The sequence below is a fragment of the Nocardia nepalensis genome, from assembly GCF_048910785.1.
In the GTDB taxonomy this organism is placed as follows: domain Bacteria; phylum Actinomycetota; class Actinomycetes; order Mycobacteriales; family Mycobacteriaceae; genus Nocardia; species Nocardia nepalensis.
This window is the reverse complement of the sequence record NZ_JBKBET010000003.1, coordinates 110158-125574: the sequence shown is the minus strand read 5'-3', so window position 1 is coordinate 125574 and position 15417 is coordinate 110158. Positions and strand designations below refer to the sequence as shown.

Here is a 15417-nt window from a genome sequence, read left to right as displayed (position 1 = left end):
TGTGAATGGCAGCACGAACACCCGGCCGCTCCCCGATGGAAGCGGCCTTCAGGCGTCGGCCACCATAGGTATTTCGACCCCCTGTCCCCCGACCCGGTCGAGCAACTGTGCAACAAATTCGTCATGACGGCGGCACGTCGATGTGCCGCCGCAAGCGCGTTACGGTCCGGCGACCCCCGCTCGCATAGGAGTCGCCGCGGACTCGCCGGACGTGTATTACCACGCACGTTATGTCCGGATTCAAATGAGTTTTGCGTTGTCGAAGTGGCCGACCCGCGCCCCGCCTCGGTTCGGATCACCCCAAAGTTGGCCCGGGCCGGGCGGTTGTCGCTTCGAACATTATTATGCCCCTTCGTTCGGTCGAAAAGACAACATGCTCACAACATCCCACGCCGGTACTGCACGTAGGCACCTCCTGCGACCGCGGTATATGGAAACCCGCTGGCTGCATCCATTTAATGCTACTGACTACCGGCTTTGATGTCTCGTACTCCACGCGAATCGATGAGTTCGACGCGTGTCGGCGCGCTGTGATCGGGCGCGACAGGAACACAGGCGCGCCCGCTGCCCGAAGCCGGAGAAATCGCGCGGATGTAATTCGGCTGTCGCTTACCGGTGAGACGGTGATTTCGGTGCAGCCACGGCGAGAAAAGCGTTTGCGTTACTGCGTGTCGTTCCCCGTGTCGTCCTCCGGTTGTTTGCGACTGCCGACTCGGGCACCCGCAACTCGAAGATCGGAGGCCGCCGTGGCCGCACCAGGGAAGGTCCGGGCGCATGCGGGCCACACCAGATAAATCGTGAACTGACCAGGCGACGCGCCCAGGCGCAGGCCGACGACGACGCGCTGAGCAGGGGGTCCGGTGAGGCGCACATGTGCTGAAGATCGTGCGGCGTGATCGGTTGCACCACCCATGAACGTGACGGCTTCGGCGTCGAGTCGGTTGGCTCGGGCCTTCAGACTGGGCAACGGGGGTCGTCCCCACGCCTACGGCAAACCATGGTGAAAGTGTGAAAACTACCGAATAACAGCTGGCCGACAAATGTGGGTAGACGTGAAAACCCGTCAGGGTGACCGATCCCGCGCGCACACGGCACCTGAGCCGAACAGTTTGTTACCACTCGCTAGTGGCGAACATCTGGAGGGAAGTTCTCACAGCGCCGTGTGGATAACGACATGTGGGCACTCTCGGGTGTCGAAACGGAGCGCGATAAAATCGCTCGCAGGGTGCGGAATTCGTGAGGCGGAAGCAGAAACATGAAATCGAGAATTTCCCGACGATCGCAACGCAAGCGGATGAGTGATCGGAGGTCGGGAGGCACTCCGGTTATCCGATAGCGGTGTCGCTTCGGTGCAGCTACGGAAAACCCATTACCTGGCGGTCGGTTCTTCGATGGGCTCCCATCGCTGGTAGCTCGTGCCGAGTGTGGCAATGCTGTCGGTGCTGTCCCGCTGTTCAGCAGACTCGTACAGCCGGGGCCGACAAACCGCAGGATTCGATGACGAATTCGACAAATAATACCGGTCGATGCCCGTTTCTGGATATGGATGGGAGTGGGTTGAATGCTGCTCCGGCATGGCATCTGGAGAATACGCCCTGAAAGCGATAGGGGGTGGCGGATATTTCGAATCCCTCCGCCACCGCCGAAGCCCTTCACCTGCTAGCTCGGGTGAGCGGCTTTTTTATGCAACAAAACGCAGCACCGCCGGCAGCGCCTGGGCAATGTATCGAGCGCTGCGAGATTCTGGCCGCTGGGTCGAGAGCATTTCCCTGACGCCCAACGCAATAGTTCGACCGTCGCCATATTCGAGCTCGACAATACGGCCGACAATTGGCGCAGGCCCTCCACTCACGTCGGAATGCCGTTCGGTGGGTGGGCTTTTGCCCATTCAGCCCAGCCGCCCAGGGCCTCGGTCAGGCGGATGCCGGCCTCGGCCGCGATGCGGATGGATTGGGTTTGCGGTTCGGTGCCGTAGTCACCGCGGTCTTTGGCGGCGGCGATTTCGCGGTAGAAGGCGGCGAGGTCGCGGTAGAAGGCGGCCTCGCGGTCGAGGTGCTCGGCGAGTTGTTCGGGCGTCATCAGCCAGAAGAACACCGATCGCAGCAGGGGTTCCAGCCGGAACGTGTGGTCTACCTCGACCTCGGCCAGCCAGCGGCGTACCTCGGTCAGTCCCGCATCGGTGATCCGGTATTCCTTGCGCCCGCGCGGCCCCTCGGACTCGGCGGCAATGAGCCCATCGTCCTGCAGTTTGCGCAACTCGCCGTAGATCTGGGGATGTTTGGCCGGCCACACGGAACCGAGCAGATCCTCGAAGCGACGGCTGAGGTCCCAGCCGCTGGCGGGTTCCTCGGCCAGCAGTCCGAGCAGGGCGTGCCTCAGTGACATGCGTTCTCACCGCCCAGATCATGTACCCATCTACATGTAAGTGTTGACATGTAAGGCCGAGCATGTAAGTCTGTGTGCACCTGTTCAAGGTAACATGTCATTCTGAACGTGTGGAGGAATCATGCCCAAGAACGTACGGGGCAGCGTCTTCATTACCGGAGCCACCGGCGGAATCGGTGCGGCCGCCACCAGTCTGCTCGTCCGTCAGGGTTATACGGTCTTCGCCGGTATCCACTCCGATAATGGTGCTGATCTGACGGCATCGGGGGCCAAGGTCATAGCGATCGACGTGACCGATCCCGACAGCGTGGCCGCGGCGGCCGATCGGGTCGCGTCCGAGGTGGGCGAGGCGGGATTGCGCGCGGTGATCAACAACGCCGGGATCATCGTGCAGGGACCGCTCGAGCTGGTACCGCCCGACCAGCTTCGACATCAATTCGCGGTCAACACCTTCGGCCCTGCCTACGTCACGCAGGCATTTCTGCCGCTGCTGCGAGCGGGCGGCGGCCGGGTGATCAATATCAGTGCGCCGACCGCGAGGCTGACCATGCCGTTCCTGGCTCCGCTGTCGGCGAGCAAGGCCGCCTTATCGTCGATGTCGAATGCGCTTCGGCTCGAATTGGCGGCTTGGCGGATACCGGTGGTGGTGATCGAGCCGAGTGGCACGCGTACCGAGATCTTCACCAAGGCAGATCGGTCCGCGCAGGCCGCGCTCACTGCAACGGATCCGGAACGAACTCGGCTGTACGAGCGTCAGCTCGCCGCGGTCGCCAAGGCATCGGCGGCGATGAAGCTGGACCCGGTGGATTCGGTCGCGAAGGTGGTGGCCGCGTCGGTTTCGGCGCGCGCGCCGAAACGGCGGTACTCGGTGGGCGGCGGCGCTCGTGCCGCGGGTCTGCTCACCCACCTCCCGGCCGGGCTACGCGAGCGAATTCTCGTCGCCGCCAGTGGACTCGGTGCCGCGGCTCGCGCGGACGGTGCGCGGTGAGCACGCGGACGATCGTATTCGTCGGCGCGACATCGGGGATCGGACGCCACGCCGCACAGCGGCTGGCGACTGCCGGACACCGGCTCGTACTGATCGGGCGGGATCCACAGCGGGTGCACGATCTGCGCGCGGCGCTGCCGAATGCCACGGTGATCGCCGCCGACGTCGCCACGAAGTCTGGAATCGACACTGCCGCAGTGCAAATAGCCGAATCGGTCGACCGGGTGGACACCCTGGTCAACAACGCGGGCGTCATGCTGCAACGGCGAACTGTCACCGCGGAGGGGATCGAACAGAACCTCGCCGTGCATCACCTCGCCCCGTACTCGATGACGAGCGCGTTGCTGCCGTTGCTGCGGCGGGGTGGCGGGCGCGTCGTCAACGTGAATTCCGAGGGGCATCGATCCGCACTGCTGCGCTCCGACCCCATCGACATCGATTTCGACGACCTCGGCAGTGCGCACGATTACCACGTGTTCGTCGCCTACAGTCGCAGCAAGCTCGCCGGTCTACTGTTCAGCTACGAACTGCAGCGACGCCACCCTGAGCTCGAGGTCGTCGCGGTTCACCCCGGCATGATCCGCAGTGATCTCGTCCGAGGCTTCTCCGGCTTGCGCTTGGCCGCGGTGCGAGCCGCGTCGCTGGTGCTGTCCATGCCCACAGCACGCGGTGCGGATCCGATCGTCCACTTGGCCACCGAACCCGAGGTCAGGCGCGGCGCCTACTACAACCGATTCGCACCGCAAACCTCGTCCCCGGCCTCTCGGGATCTCGGCACCGCACGACGACTGTGGGAGATCACCGAGCAGTTGCGCGGCACGTTCTCCCCGGCCGACCCGCCGGGAGGTCGGTCATGATCAGCGCCGAGATGATCCACGGGTCACCGAGCATCATCGGTCGCGAGGGCGCCTTGCTACTGCAGGACCAGGGCACCGTCGCCGACGACATCGTGGGCGGCGAGTGGTTCGTGGTGCCGGAATCCGGCTTATCCGCCACCGCGGGAGTTCCTGGGTAAATGGTCGGCGGGCGGGTATACGACGACTGAGCGAGTGCGGCAAGGGTGCGGTGCGATGATCCGCCGCAGACGAACCGCGCGGGAGTGATGCGCGAGAGTCACATGTACGGTCCCTATTTCCGATTCGGCAGTCTGCTGGTACTGATCTGGCTGGTTATCGGCGTTGTCGCCGCGGGGCAGCGGCACTATTTCGATAGCGGCCCGGTCAACTGCGCTGGGTTCGGCACGATCGCGGTGACGGTGATCGCCGGACCGCTCAACTATATGGGTGTGAATCCGAAGATCGCGGACTGCAAAGTGCCGCAACCCAGTCAGTAGCGACTGAGGGCTGAGTCACGGGGGTTCGGCCACCCTCGGAACTCAGGGCGTGCTCTGCCGGGCGGCGACATGCCGTGCGGTCGGGCGCGCCCACTCGCGTGCCGGATATGTGCCGAATGACCGAATGCCGGCCGGGTGCGATGCGATAATTCGCCGAACAACCAACCGCGTGCGCGCGATCCGCGGGAGAGATATGGGCGAGATGAAACTTGGCAGCGTGCTGATCGTGATCTGGTTGGTCATCGGCGTTGTCGCGGCCGGACAGCGCCACTATTTCGACAGCGGTCCGATCAACTGTGCCGGATTCGGCACGATCGCCCTCACCGTTCTCGCCGGGCCGCTCAACTACATGGGCGTGAATCCGAAGATCGCCGACTGCAACGTCCCGCAACCGAGTCCTTAGACGGGGACCTCCGCCCGAAAAGTAGGTGTCCCGATTAAACGGGTCGGATTCCCGAAAACGGTGCCTACCGTGCCGATCGAGGTGATCCGCACAAGCGCTCATCGGACAGAAGAGTGATCGTCTGGCATGCGGGTACCCCGCGTGGTACGCGAGTGCGAAAGGAAGCGATGACTATGCGCGAGCGTGTGACCAGCCCGAGGCCAGCGCATGCCGCTGGCACGCGACTTCTAGGACTCCTTTTCATGGCCTGGCTGATGGTCGGCGTAATCGCCGCGGGTCAGCGCCACTACCTCGAAACCGCCCCGATCAACTGCGCGGGCTTCGGCACCATCGCCGTGACGGCGCTGGCCGGTCCGCTGAATTACATGGGTGTGAACCCGAAGGTCGCCGAATGCAACCTTCCCGAGCCTAGCCAGTAATAGCCGGGCTCCCACTGGAATTCGGTCAACGGATCCGAATTCCAGTGGAAGCGCGATGAATTCGAAGCTCAATCGCCCCGCACCGGCTGCCCGCGCGGCCCGTGTGAAACGCACTCGGCCCCGCACCCGAAACCGGGTGCGGGGCCGAGGAAGTCGGCTCCGATCAGCTGACGCCGACCGGCACCTGCACCGTCTCCGCGGACCGCTGCTGCAGCTCACGCAGCTTCGCGCCCTCGACGTCGATATCCGGCAGGATCCGGTCCAGCCACTTCGGAATCCACCAGGACCACTTGCCCATCAGCACCAGCAGCGACGGGATCACGACCATCCGGACGATGAACGCGTCGATCAGCACGCCCGCCGCCAGCGCGAAGCCGAACGACTTCGCCGTGACATCGGATTCCAGCAGGAACGAGCCGAACACCGAGATCATGATGACCGCGGCCGAGGTGACGACCCGGGCGCCGTGGTGATAACCGGCGACCATCGCATCCTTCGGCGACTTGCCGTTGACGAATTCCTCGCGCATCCGGGTCACCAGGAACACCTGGTAATCCATGGCCAGGCCGAACACCAGGCCGATGAGCATGATAGGCAGGAAGCTGACCAGCGGATGCGGATCCTCGATCAGACCCAGCTTGCCCTGCTGGAAGATCAGCACCGTGGCGCCGAAGGTGGCCGCCATGGACAGCAGGAACCCGAGCGCCGCGGTGAGCGGCACCAGGATCGAGCGGAATACCAGGATCAGCAGCAGGAATGCGGCACCGGCCACAATCGCCAGGTAGGGCACGATCTTGCTCAGCAGCACGTGGTCGACATCGGCGAAGATCGCCGTGGTGCCGGTGATGCCGTATTCGATGCCGAACTCGGACTGCATCTGCGCCTCGGCGTCGCGGGCGTCACTGACCAGATCCTTGGTGGCCTGGTTGTTCGGACCCGACTTCGGCACGCCGTCGAGCAGCGCGCCCGCCTTGTCCTCACCACTCCACTTGGGCTCGGTCACGTAGTCCATGCCCGAATAGGACGCGAGCTTGGACCGCAGCGCGTCGACCGCGGCCTCGCGGCGCTCGGCGGGCACCTTGGTGAGGTCGACCGCGACGTTCAGCACACCATTGCTGCCCTCACCGAAGCCCGCGGTGCGCAGCTCGTAGGCCTTGCGCACGGTGGAGGTCTTCGGCTGGCTGTCGTCACCGGGCAGACCCAGGTTCAGGCCAGCGGCGGGCGCGGCGAGCAGGCCGAGCACGACCACGCTGAGCAGCAGGGTCACCGCGGGCGCCCGGCCGATCAGGCGGGCGAAGCGCATGCCGTTGGTGACGGACTTGTCGTCCTCGGGATCGTGCTGGGCGATGAGCGGCAGCTTCGGCTTGAACAGGAACCGGCCGAACGCACCGAGCAGCGCTGGCATCAGCGTGATGGCGGTGAGCACCGCGAACGCGGCGGCGATCGCGCCACCCAGGCCCATGAACGTCATGAACTGCACGCCGACGATGCTGAGGCCGCCGAGCGCGATGATGACGGTTAGACCGGCGAAGACCACCGCGGAACCCGCCGTGCCGAGCGCGGTACCGGCCGCCTCTTCCGGCGAATCCTGCACTGCCAGTTCATGTTTGTACCGCGACACGATGAACAGCGCGTAGTCGATCGAAAGGGCGATGCCGATCATGGACGCGAGGAAGGTCGTGAAGCTGGGCACCTCGATGATCGCGGTACCGAGGAAGATCAGCGAGGTGGCCGCGCCGAGGCCGACGATCGCGGTGACGATCGGCACGAAGGCGGCCACGATGGCGCCGAACGCGATGATCATGACGATGAGCGCGATGCCCATGCCGATCTGCTCGGACTTACCGCTTGGTCCCTCGTTCTTCTGCGCGATCGAGCCGCTCATCTCCACCTGGAGACCGGCGTTGCGTGCGTCGCTCGCGACGTCGTAGGCCGCTGCGCGCTGCTCGTCGGTGACGTCGGTGAACTTCTTGATGGTGAACGGGACGCTGAAGAAGGCGACCGAATCGGGAGCGGTCTTGTTCAGCACGTTCAGCGGTGCGCCACTGCACTTGGACGGATCGGGGCTGGTGATGCATCCCGACTTCTCCGCGGCCTCAATGGGATTCATCACCGGCTTGCTGTGGTCGACGATGTCGAGCGTGCCGAGTTTCGCGATGAACGCCTCCACCGCCGCGCGGTTCGCCGGATCGGTCAGCTTCTGACCTTCGGGCGCGGCGATGACATAGGTGCCGGTGACGGCGTCGAATTTGAAGGCGTCGGAGGCACCGGGAAAGTGCTTGTCGAGAATGTCGTTGGCACGGGCGGACGGCAGCTCCGGCATGCTGAAGTCATTGGTCATCGGCTCCTTCAGCTGCGCGCCGAGGCCGCCGAGCAGCAGGAACAGGACAAGCCAGACCGGAAGCACTATCCATTTTCTTCGGAAAGCGAACTTTCCCCATCTGTACAGATAAACGGACACGAGAAGTTCTCCTAGCGAACCTTTTCGAGCGACCTGTAGGCAGGCGCTACGGATGGCTGAGTACGTGCTGATTCATGGCACGTAGACAACACTTGCGGGGTTGCCCTGCTAGTGCCCCGCCTCCAATTGACGCTTTCTGCCTACCGTGCGGTAGGTAGAATACCTAGGAGCTAAGCGGAGGTACAACCTCAATTCTGGCGGCAACGTTAGCTCAGCGTAGAAGCGATGAGAGGATCATCCCATGACCGTTCGTGACGCGGGCGACGCCGTTGTCGCAGGTGGCGGCACAAAAATGGCAATTCGCGACGCCGCGGTGAAGCTGTTCGGCGCCAAGGGATTCGAGCAGACGAGCCTGCGCGAGGTCGCGGATGCGGTAGGAATCACAAAGGCTTCGCTCTACTATCACTACGCCTCGAAGTTCGATCTACTCCTTGCGATCATCGATCCGATCATCGACCACATGCGCGCGGTGATCGAGGATATCGATGCGGTCCCGCATGACGCCGAAGGGGTGCGCGCCATTCTGCGCACCTATTTGCGCGGCATGATTCGCCACCGCGACGCCGGCGCGCTGTGTGTCCGCGACACCGTCGCGATCATCAATGTGATGGCCGACCGGTATCCGGACCTCCTGGACTCCACCCGGGTGCTGCGCGAATGGCTCGCCGGACCCGACGCCGACGACGTGGCCAAGCTCCGCGCCAGTGCGGCCCTGGAGGTTCTCGGGGTGGCGCTGCTGTCCACCGAACTCGTGCCCGGCGTCGAGGATTCCGTGGTGGAACGCACACTGCTGGACGCGGCCACCTGTGTGCTGACCGGCTGCCACACCGCGTAGATTCGTTGCACACCTAATACGCCAGGGAGTCGCAGCTGTGCACATCACCGCGAGGGTCGACTACGCGGTGCGGACCTTGTTGGAAATCGCACGCGCACCACAGGCCGACAAAGCCGTGATCGGTGCGACCGCTGTCCAGGTCGCGCCGGTAGTGAAGGCCGAGGCGATTTCGACCGCACAGCACATCCCGCCCAAGGTGCTCGAGACCGTACTCGCCGAATTGCGCAGAGCCGATCTGGTGACCAGTAGGCGCGGCCCGGACGGCGGCTACTGGCTGGCCCGCCCGGCCGCGCGGATCTCCATCGCCGATGTGATCCGCGCGATCGAGGGCCCGCTGGCCTCGGTGCGCGGTGAGCGTCCGGAGGATGTGCGGTATCCGGGCGCGGCCGAACCGTTGCAGCGGGTGTGGATCGCGCTGCGGGTGAATATCCGTGCGGTACTGGAGAATGTGTCCATCGACGACATCGCGCAGAACCGGCTTCCGGGCTTCGTCGAGACGCTGACCGCGGATCCCGGTGCCTGGGCGCGGCGATAATTCGAATGGAGTCACGCAGGCGGAAGGACTCGCGGGAAGTCACTGTTCTCCGCGGCCGGTGATCGGCCCGAATTCAGGGCATCGGTGCTGGTCAGGAAACCGCGCGACGGATATCACGGTTTCCCGGTAGCCTCCTTTTCATCATGCTGATCAGACTGCTTCGCACCTATCTCGCGCCCTACCGGGCGCAACTGGCGGGGGTCGTCGGCCTACAACTGATCGCCGTCATCGCGATGCTGTACCTGCCGACCTTGAATGCCGACCTGATCGATAACGGCGTCACCAAGGGCGATCTCGGCTACATCTGGACCACCGGTCTGTTGATGCTCGCGGTCACCGGTGTGCAGATCATCGCGTCCGCCTGCTCGGTCTACCTCGGCGCGCAGGCCGCCATGGGTGCGGGCCGGGATCTGCGCGGGGCCGTGCTGCACCGGGTCGGCACCTTCTCCGCCCGCGAGGTCGGCATGTTCGGCGCACCGTCGCTGATCACCCGCAATACCAACGACATTCAGCAGGTTCAGCTGCTCATCGTGATGTCGGCGACCATCCTGGTGATGGCGCCGATCATGTGTGTGGGCGGCATCTTCATGTCATTGCGCGAGGACCTCGGGCTGTCCTGGCTGCTGCTCATCGCGGTGCCCGCGCTGGCCATCTCGATGGGCGCCATCGTCGCCAAGATGGTGCCGGGCTTCCGCGCTATGCAGCACCGGATCGACGAGGTCAATCGCGTACTGCGCGAGCAGATCACCGGCATCCGGGTGGTGCGCGCATTCGTGCGCGAGCGCCAGGAGACCTGGCGCTTCGGGGTGGCCAACTCCGAACTCACCGACAGCGCACTGCGGGTCGGTCGGTTGATGGCGCTGATGTTCCCGCTGGTGATGCTGATCAGCAATGTCACCGCGGTCGCGGTGATCTGGTTCGGCGGGCATCTGATCAACGACGGCCAGATGCAGATCGGCTCGCTCACCGCGATGCTGTCCTACATCATGCAGATCCTGATGGCCGTCATGATGGCCTCGTTCCTGGCCATGATGGCGCCGCGCGCGGCCGTCTCGGCCGACCGGATCGGTGAGGTGCTCGATACCGAGACCTCGGTGGCGCCGCCGCGGCTACCGCAGCCGTTCAAGGGCGATCCGGCGCTGGTCGATCTGCAATTCGCCGAATTCGCCTTTCCCGGTGCGGACAAGCCGGTGCTCTCGGCCATCCGGTTCCAGGTTGAGCCGGGCACCACCACGGCCATCGTCGGATCCACCGGCGCGGGCAAGACCACGCTGCTCAACCTGATTCCCCGGCTCATCGATGTGACCGACGGGGCGATCTACGTCGGCGGCACCGATGTCCGCCATATCGAACTCGAACTACTGCGCGAACAGATCGGCCTGGTACCGCAGAAGGCGTACCTGTTCTCCGGAACCGTGGCGAGCAACCTGCGCTACGGCAATCCGAATGCGACCGATGAGGAACTGTGGCGATGTCTGGAAATCGCCCAGGCCGCCGACTTCGTGCGCAATATGCCGCAGGGCCTGGAAACTCCGGTCGCGCAAGGCGGCACCACCGTTTCCGGCGGGCAGCGTCAGCGGCTGGCCATCGCTCGGGCGCTGGTGAAAAAGCCCCGGGTGTACCTGTTCGACGACTCGTTCTCCGCACTGGACGTCGCCACCGATGCCCGACTACGCGAGGCATTGCGACCGGAGACCAGGGCTGCCTCGGTGATCATTGTGGCGCAACGGGTTACCACCATCCGCGATGCCGATCAGATCGTGGTGCTCGAGGACGGCGCGATGGCCGGGATCGGCACCCATGAGCAATTGATGCGCGATTGCGCGGAGTACCAGGAAATCGTCGCCTCGCAGCTCGGCGCCGAGGAGGTCGCGGGAGTCGCCCTCGCCAAGCGCATCGGATCGCTGCCCGATCCGACCGGGGACGGGTATCGCACCCGGCAGGAGGAGAGCCGATGAGACCCGGAGCGGTGAACCCCGGTGCGCCGGATGCGAAGGCGAAGTCTTTCGGTCCGTCGCTGAAGCGGCTGTTGCGCAGGTTGGCGCCCGAGCGCGGGTATGTCGGTGCGATCGTCGGGCTGGCGATCGTCTCGGTGGTGCTGAATACGCTCGGCCCGTACATCCTCGGCAAGGCCACCAATCTGGTCTTCGACGGTGTGGTCGGCCGACAGCTGCCCAGCGGCATCACCAAGGAAGAGGCGATCCAGCGCCTGCGGGCCTCGGGCAACAACACCTTCGCCGACATGCTCGGCGCGATGGATGTCACCCCGGGTGTGGGTGTGGACTTCGGCGCGGTCGGCCGGATTCTGATGCTGGTGTTGCTGCTCTATATCGGCGCCTCGGTCTTCAGCTGGCTGCAATCGTTCCTGCTCAATATCGTCATCAACCGCACGGTGAAGCGGCTGCGCAGCGACGTCGAGGACAAGATCCACCGACTTCCATTGCGCTACTTCGATTCCACGCCGCGTGGTGACCTGCTCAGCCGCGTCACCAACGATGTCGACAATGTCTCGCAGAGCCTGCAGCAGACCATGAGTCAGCTGCTGCTGTCGGTCTTCTCGGTGCTCGGCATCCTGATCATGATGTTCTGGATCTCGCCGCTGCTCGCGATGATCGCCCTGCTCACCGTGCCCGCCGCCATCGTGGTCACCGCGCAGATCGCCAAGCGCTCCAAGCCGCACTTCGTCAACCAGTGGAAGTACACCGGCATGGTGAACGCCCAGGTCGAGGAGGCCTTCACCGGGCACGAGGTGGTGACCTCATTCGGCCGCAACCGCGAGGTCGGCCAGGAATTCGATAAGCGCAATAACGATCTCTACGAGTCGAGCTTCAAGGCGCAGTTCATCTCCGGGCTGATCATGCCCGCCATCATGTTCCTCGGGAATGTGAACTTCGTGCTGGTGGCGCTGGTCGGCGGCCTGCGGGTGGCGACCGGCAATCTGTCGCTCGGCGAGGTGCAGGCCTTCATCCAGTACTCCCGGCAGTTCAGCCAGCCGCTGACCCAGATCGGCGCCATGGCCAACCTGCTGCAATCCGGTGTCGCCTCGGCCGAGCGGATCTTCGAGATCCTCGACGCCGAGGAACAGTCGCCGGATCCGGTCATGGAGAACACCCGTCCGGTCGATCGGGGCCGGGTCGAATTCGAGGCGGTCTCGTTCCGGTACGAACCGGAGACGCCGGTCATCGAGCGGTTGTCGCTGGTCGCCGAGCCGGGTCACGTGGTCGCCATCGTCGGCCCGACCGGTGCGGGCAAGACCACGCTGGTCAATCTGCTGCTGCGCTTCTATGAACTCGACGCGGGCACCATCACCATCGACGGCGTGGATATCACCGAGATCACCCGCGATCACCTGCGGTCCAGGATCGGCATGGTGCTACAGGACACCTGGCTGTTCAAGGGCACCATCCGGGAGAACATCGCCTACGGCAATCCGAATGCGAGCGAGGCGGATATCCTCGACGCCGCTCGGGCCGCCTACGTCGACCGTTTCGTACACGCGCTGCCGCACGGCTACGACACGATCATCGACGAGGAGGGTTCGGGTGTCAGCGCGGGCGAGAAGCAGCTGATCACCATTGCCCGCGCCTTCCTGGCGAAGCCGTCCATCCTGGTCCTCGATGAGGCGACCAGTTCGGTCGACACCCGCACCGAGGCGCTGGTCCAGCACGCGACCGCGGCCCTGCGCCGCGACCGCACCAGCTTCGTGATCGCGCACCGCCTGTCCACCATCCGCGACGCCGACCTGATCGTCGTCATGGAGGCGGGCCGCATCGTCGAACACGGCACCCACGAGCGTTTGCTGGAGGAGCGCGGCGCCTACTACCGCCTCTACAACGCCCAGTTCGCCGCGGCCGCCGCGGACGCCTGAAATCCCGGGGCCGCAATCGAGGGGAGTCGAATGGTTGTTCCGCGAGATCGGTGAGCAACCATTCGACTACGCTCGAATGCCGCGGGCGGAGTGGGCCTGAGAGTATGGACAACGTGTCAGATCCCGCATCGTTCTCGTTCGCCGTCAGGTCCCGTCTCGAGGGGCGGCACGGGCGGTCGGGGGTGATCGCGACGCCGCATGGTGAGATCGCGACTCCGGCGTTCATTCCGGTCGGTACGAAGGCCACCGTGAAGGCGGTGTTGCCGGAGACCATGAAGGAACTCGGCGCTCAGGCGTTGCTGGCCAATGCCTACCACCTCTATCTGCAGCCGGGTTCGGACATCGTGGACGAGGCCGGTGGGCTGAGCAAGTTCATGAACTGGCCGGGCCCGACCTTCACCGACAGCGGCGGCTTCCAGGTGATGTCGCTCGGCGTCGGCTTCAAGAAGGTGCTGGCCATGGAGGCGGTCGACGTGCGCAGCGACGATGTGATCGCCGCGGGCAAGGAGCGCCTGGCGATCGTCGACGACGACGGCGTCACCTTCCGCTCCCATCTGGACGGCTCGAAACACCGGTTCACGCCGGAGGTTTCGATGGGCATCCAGCATCGGCTCGGCGCGGACATCATGTTCGCCTTCGACGAGCTGACCACCCTGCTCAATACCCGTGCCTACCAAGAGAAATCGCTACAGCGCACGCACGAATGGGCGCAGCGCTGCATCGACGAGCACGAACGGCTGACCGCCGCGCGCACGCATCGCCCGTATCAGGCGCTGTTCGCGGTGATCCAGGGCGCACAGTACGAAGACCTGCGCCGCAAGGCATGCCGGGAGCTGGAATCGATCCGGGGCAGCGCCGGAACGAGTTTCGACGGTTACGGCATCGGCGGCGCGCTGGAGAAGCACAACCTCGGCGCCATCGTCGGCTGGTGCTGTGACGAACTGCCCGAGGACAAGCCGCGGCATATGCTCGGCATCAGCGAGCCGGAGGACGTTTTCGTCGCGGTGGAGAACGGCGCGGACACCTTCGACTGCGTGAACCCGTCCCGGGTCGCGCGCAATGCGGCCATCTATGTCGCCGAAGGCAGATTCAATATCAATACCGCCCGATTCCGCCGCGATTTCACCCCGATCGACGACACCTGCGACTGCTACACCTGCGCCAACTACACCCGCGCCTACATCCACCACCTGTTCAAGGCCAAGGAGATGTTGGCCTCGACGTTGTGCACGATCCACAACGAGCGCTACACGATCCGGCTCGTCGACCGGATCCGCGAGAGCATCGAGGGCGGTTACTTCGACGAATACAAGGCCGAAACGCTGGGCCGCTGGAAAGGGCGCATCCGGACCCCGTAGGTCCGAATGCGCACAACGGTTTTCAGCTCAACAGTGCGGTAGTTTCGCGGGGCGCGTAGCTCGGCTCGTGCTTCTTCAGGAAGCCGATTACCCGGTAGGTGATCGGCAGCACGATGACCTCGGCGAGCGTCTTCCAGATGAAGCCGACGATCACGTAGTTCACGAACTGTCCCCAGCTATCGATGCCGATGGCGGTGGCCGCGATCGAGCAGAAGATCAGCGTGTCACCGAATTCGCCGACGACTGTGGAGCCGATCAAACGGGCCCACAGATGCTTTTCCTTGGTCTTCTCCTTGATCAGCACCAGCGCCGCGGAGTTGAGCATCTCGCCGACGAAGTATCCGGACAGTCCGGCGGCGACCAGCTGCGGGGTGGTGCCGATGACGGACCGGAAGGCTTCCTGATTGTCGTAGAAGGTCGCGGCGGGCATCTCGATGGCGATCTGGAAGCAGACGACCGCCAGCAGCAGAATGGCGAAACCGTAGTAGATGGCCCGGCGGGCTGCCTTGAAGCCGTAAACCTCGCTGAGGACGTCGCCGATGATGTAGGCGAGGGGGAACAGGAACCATGCGCCATCGGTGGAGATCGGCAGGATCTCGATGGGCCCGAGTTTCACCGAATGATCGGTGAAGAACTGGACGCCCTTGGTGGCGCAGATATTGGAGATGATCAGCGTCGCGGTGAACAGTGCGACGACGGGCGTGTAGTAGCCCCGCGCGGCGACGGCGAATGCCGCGTGGGCCGCCGCGGGGCCCCCAGATCCTGGGTGTTCTTCAACTGTTTTGGACTCACTCACGCGCTTCATCCAACCAGGTTGTGGAATAGGCTGTAG

General features: G+C 64.4%; 14 protein-coding genes. 11 read left to right on the top strand and 3 right to left on the bottom strand.

Annotated features, from left to right (window positions below; genetic code table 11):
• Positions 1-1848 precede the first annotated feature (1848 nt).
• Positions 1849-2385: a helix-turn-helix transcriptional regulator gene (locus ACHQ4I_RS01200; RefSeq protein WP_420769763.1), complete on the bottom strand. Its 537-nt coding sequence runs from the start codon at positions 2383-2385 to the stop codon at positions 1849-1851.
• A gap of 121 nt (positions 2386-2506) precedes the next feature.
• Between ACHQ4I_RS01200 and ACHQ4I_RS01195 the strand changes: the two genes are divergently transcribed.
• The 6 genes from ACHQ4I_RS01195 (at position 2507) to ACHQ4I_RS01170 (ending at position 5528) form a co-directional block, all read left to right on the top strand.
• The gene (locus ACHQ4I_RS01195) at positions 2507-3373 is read left to right on the top strand and encodes an SDR family NAD(P)-dependent oxidoreductase (protein ID WP_420769762.1); all 867 of its coding nucleotides are present in this window, start codon (positions 2507-2509) and stop codon (positions 3371-3373) included.
• On the top strand, positions 3370-4230 hold the full coding sequence (locus tag ACHQ4I_RS01190; RefSeq protein WP_420769761.1) for an SDR family NAD(P)-dependent oxidoreductase: 861 nt from the start codon (positions 3370-3372) through the stop codon (positions 4228-4230). Before ACHQ4I_RS01195 ends, ACHQ4I_RS01190 begins: the two co-directional genes overlap by 4 nt.
• Positions 4227-4388 carry a hypothetical protein gene (locus ACHQ4I_RS01185; protein ID WP_420769760.1) on the top strand — a complete coding sequence of 54 codons (162 nt, stop codon included), beginning with the start codon at positions 4227-4229 and terminating at the stop codon, positions 4386-4388. Before ACHQ4I_RS01190 ends, ACHQ4I_RS01185 begins: the two co-directional genes overlap by 4 nt.
• Before the next feature lie 87 nt (positions 4389-4475).
• On the top strand, positions 4476-4706 hold the full coding sequence (locus tag ACHQ4I_RS01180) for a hypothetical protein (RefSeq protein ID WP_420769759.1): 231 nt from the start codon (positions 4476-4478) through the stop codon (positions 4704-4706).
• A gap of 202 nt (positions 4707-4908) precedes the next feature.
• Complete coding sequence (locus ACHQ4I_RS01175) at positions 4909-5109, top strand: hypothetical protein (RefSeq protein ID WP_157110184.1); 201 nt, start codon at positions 4909-4911, stop codon at positions 5107-5109.
• Between the two features lie 242 nt (positions 5110-5351).
• Positions 5352-5528, top strand: coding sequence for a hypothetical protein (locus ACHQ4I_RS01170; protein WP_420769758.1), 177 nt, complete (start codon positions 5352-5354; stop codon positions 5526-5528).
• Between the two features lie 163 nt (positions 5529-5691).
• Here ACHQ4I_RS01170 and ACHQ4I_RS01165 read toward each other — a convergent pair whose 3' ends face one another.
• Positions 5692-7989: an MMPL family transporter gene (locus tag ACHQ4I_RS01165; RefSeq protein ID WP_420769757.1), complete on the bottom strand. Its 2298-nt coding sequence runs from the start codon at positions 7987-7989 to the stop codon at positions 5692-5694.
• Between the two features lie 241 nt (positions 7990-8230).
• Between ACHQ4I_RS01165 and ACHQ4I_RS01160 the strand changes: the two genes are divergently transcribed.
• The 5 genes from ACHQ4I_RS01160 (at position 8231) to tgt (ending at position 14585) form a co-directional block, all read left to right on the top strand.
• Positions 8231-8824, top strand: coding sequence for a TetR/AcrR family transcriptional regulator (locus tag ACHQ4I_RS01160; protein ID WP_420769756.1), 594 nt, complete (start codon positions 8231-8233; stop codon positions 8822-8824).
• Positions 8825-8861: 37 nt separating this feature from the next.
• A complete protein-coding gene (locus ACHQ4I_RS01155) occupies positions 8862-9359 on the top strand; it encodes an RrF2 family transcriptional regulator (protein WP_420769755.1) in 498 nt (165 codons plus the stop codon).
• Positions 9360-9502: 143 nt separating this feature from the next.
• Positions 9503-11317 carry an ABC transporter ATP-binding protein gene (locus tag ACHQ4I_RS01150; RefSeq protein WP_420769754.1) on the top strand — a complete coding sequence of 605 codons (1815 nt, stop codon included), beginning with the start codon at positions 9503-9505 and terminating at the stop codon, positions 11315-11317.
• Positions 11314-13227 (top strand): ABC transporter ATP-binding protein, encoded by a 1914-nt coding sequence (locus ACHQ4I_RS01145; RefSeq protein WP_420769753.1) that lies wholly within the window; start codon positions 11314-11316, stop codon positions 13225-13227. The genes ACHQ4I_RS01150 and ACHQ4I_RS01145 overlap by 4 nt, the downstream gene beginning before the upstream one ends.
• Before the next feature lie 104 nt (positions 13228-13331).
• Complete coding sequence (tgt, locus tag ACHQ4I_RS01140) at positions 13332-14585, top strand: tRNA guanosine(34) transglycosylase Tgt (RefSeq protein ID WP_420769752.1); 1254 nt, start codon at positions 13332-13334, stop codon at positions 14583-14585.
• Positions 14586-14607: 22 nt separating this feature from the next.
• Here the strand turns inward: tgt and ACHQ4I_RS01135 are convergent, their stop codons facing one another.
• The gene (locus ACHQ4I_RS01135; protein WP_420769751.1) at positions 14608-15390 is read right to left on the bottom strand and encodes a queuosine precursor transporter; all 783 of its coding nucleotides are present in this window, start codon (positions 15388-15390) and stop codon (positions 14608-14610) included.
• Between the last annotated feature and the right edge of the window lie 27 nt (positions 15391-15417).